General features: G+C 50.8%; 2 protein-coding genes. Both read left to right on the top strand.

All coding sequences use genetic code 11. The features are described from left to right. A partial coding sequence (locus tag D6694_13555) for a hypothetical protein (GenBank protein ID RMH36814.1) occupies window positions 1–226 on the top strand: 226 nt, incomplete at its 5' end. Then, window positions 204–728, top strand: a complete 525-nt coding sequence (locus tag D6694_13550) for an HNH endonuclease (protein ID RMH36813.1) — start codon at window positions 204–206, stop codon at window positions 726–728. The genes D6694_13555 and D6694_13550, both read left to right, overlap by 23 nt. Window positions 729–1,040: the final 312 nt, after the last annotated feature.

Raw genomic sequence — 1,040 nt, 5'->3', positions numbered from 1 at the left:
CGTGCGCTATCGCCCTCCATATCAGACGCGCCATACCTATGCATCCATGATGCTGTCTGCCGGCGCAAACCCGCTATGGGTTGCCCGACAGATGGGACACAAGGACTGGGGCATGATCCGCAAGCGATACGGTCGCTGGATTCCGCAGGAGCAGTCCGAGGCCGAAAAGGTGGCGGCAAAGCTGTGCTTAGGAGGTCTGCAAAATGCCAAAAGTTATGGCCAATAGAAAAAAGGAAAAACGTTTATCCCATAGGCGGTTGACAGAACTGCTCGAATATAATCCTGACACTGGTGTCTTTTTATGGCGGGATACATCAAGATCAAAGCGCCCCGAAAGGGTAGCTGGCAGAATCAGAGATGATGGGTATCGTGAAATAAGAATTGATGGTGAGATGTATCGAGCCGGCCGACTAGCATGGTTTTATGTGCATGGAGAATGGCCAAAAGGCGTTATTGATCACATTGATGGCAATCGCCTCAATGACAAGATCAACAACTTACGAGACGTGTCCATGAAAAAGAATATTCGCAACATGAGCCAAATCAGAAATGGAAAGCGTGTCGGCGTTTCCTTTTGTAAGACAACCGGGAAATGGAGGGCGCGGATAAGAGTCAATGAGCAGTTCATCCATTTAGGATACTTCCCGACATATGAATTGGCTTGTATGGCTAGAGAGGTGGCGGAAAGGAGGTTCGGGTTTGTTGGTCACAGGCATGAAAATCTGTGACCAAATCGTGACAAAATCCGGGGGAGCTTAGGGGGATGCAGGGGAGAAAAGCCTTGAAATAAAGCCCTTCCGTTCCCCTCCAATCCCCCGTTAGCGGGTTCGATTCCCGCCCCTGCCTCCAGATTTCCCGAACAAAATCAAAGACTTATGCGCCGGGTAGATTATTTTGTGACCCGTGCGTGACCATTTCCGGCAATTTCCCCGCCCAAGGCGAGGTATCCAGCGCCGTCAATCCAATTATCTTCATGCCCCGGATTAGCCTTCGCGCGGGCTATTTTGAACAACGTCAGCATGGCCGCTGCATCCACAGGG

This window comes from Gammaproteobacteria bacterium, from assembly GCA_003696665.1.
Lineage (GTDB): Bacteria > Pseudomonadota > Gammaproteobacteria > Enterobacterales.
This window is presented reverse-complemented; position numbering and strand designations above follow the sequence as displayed.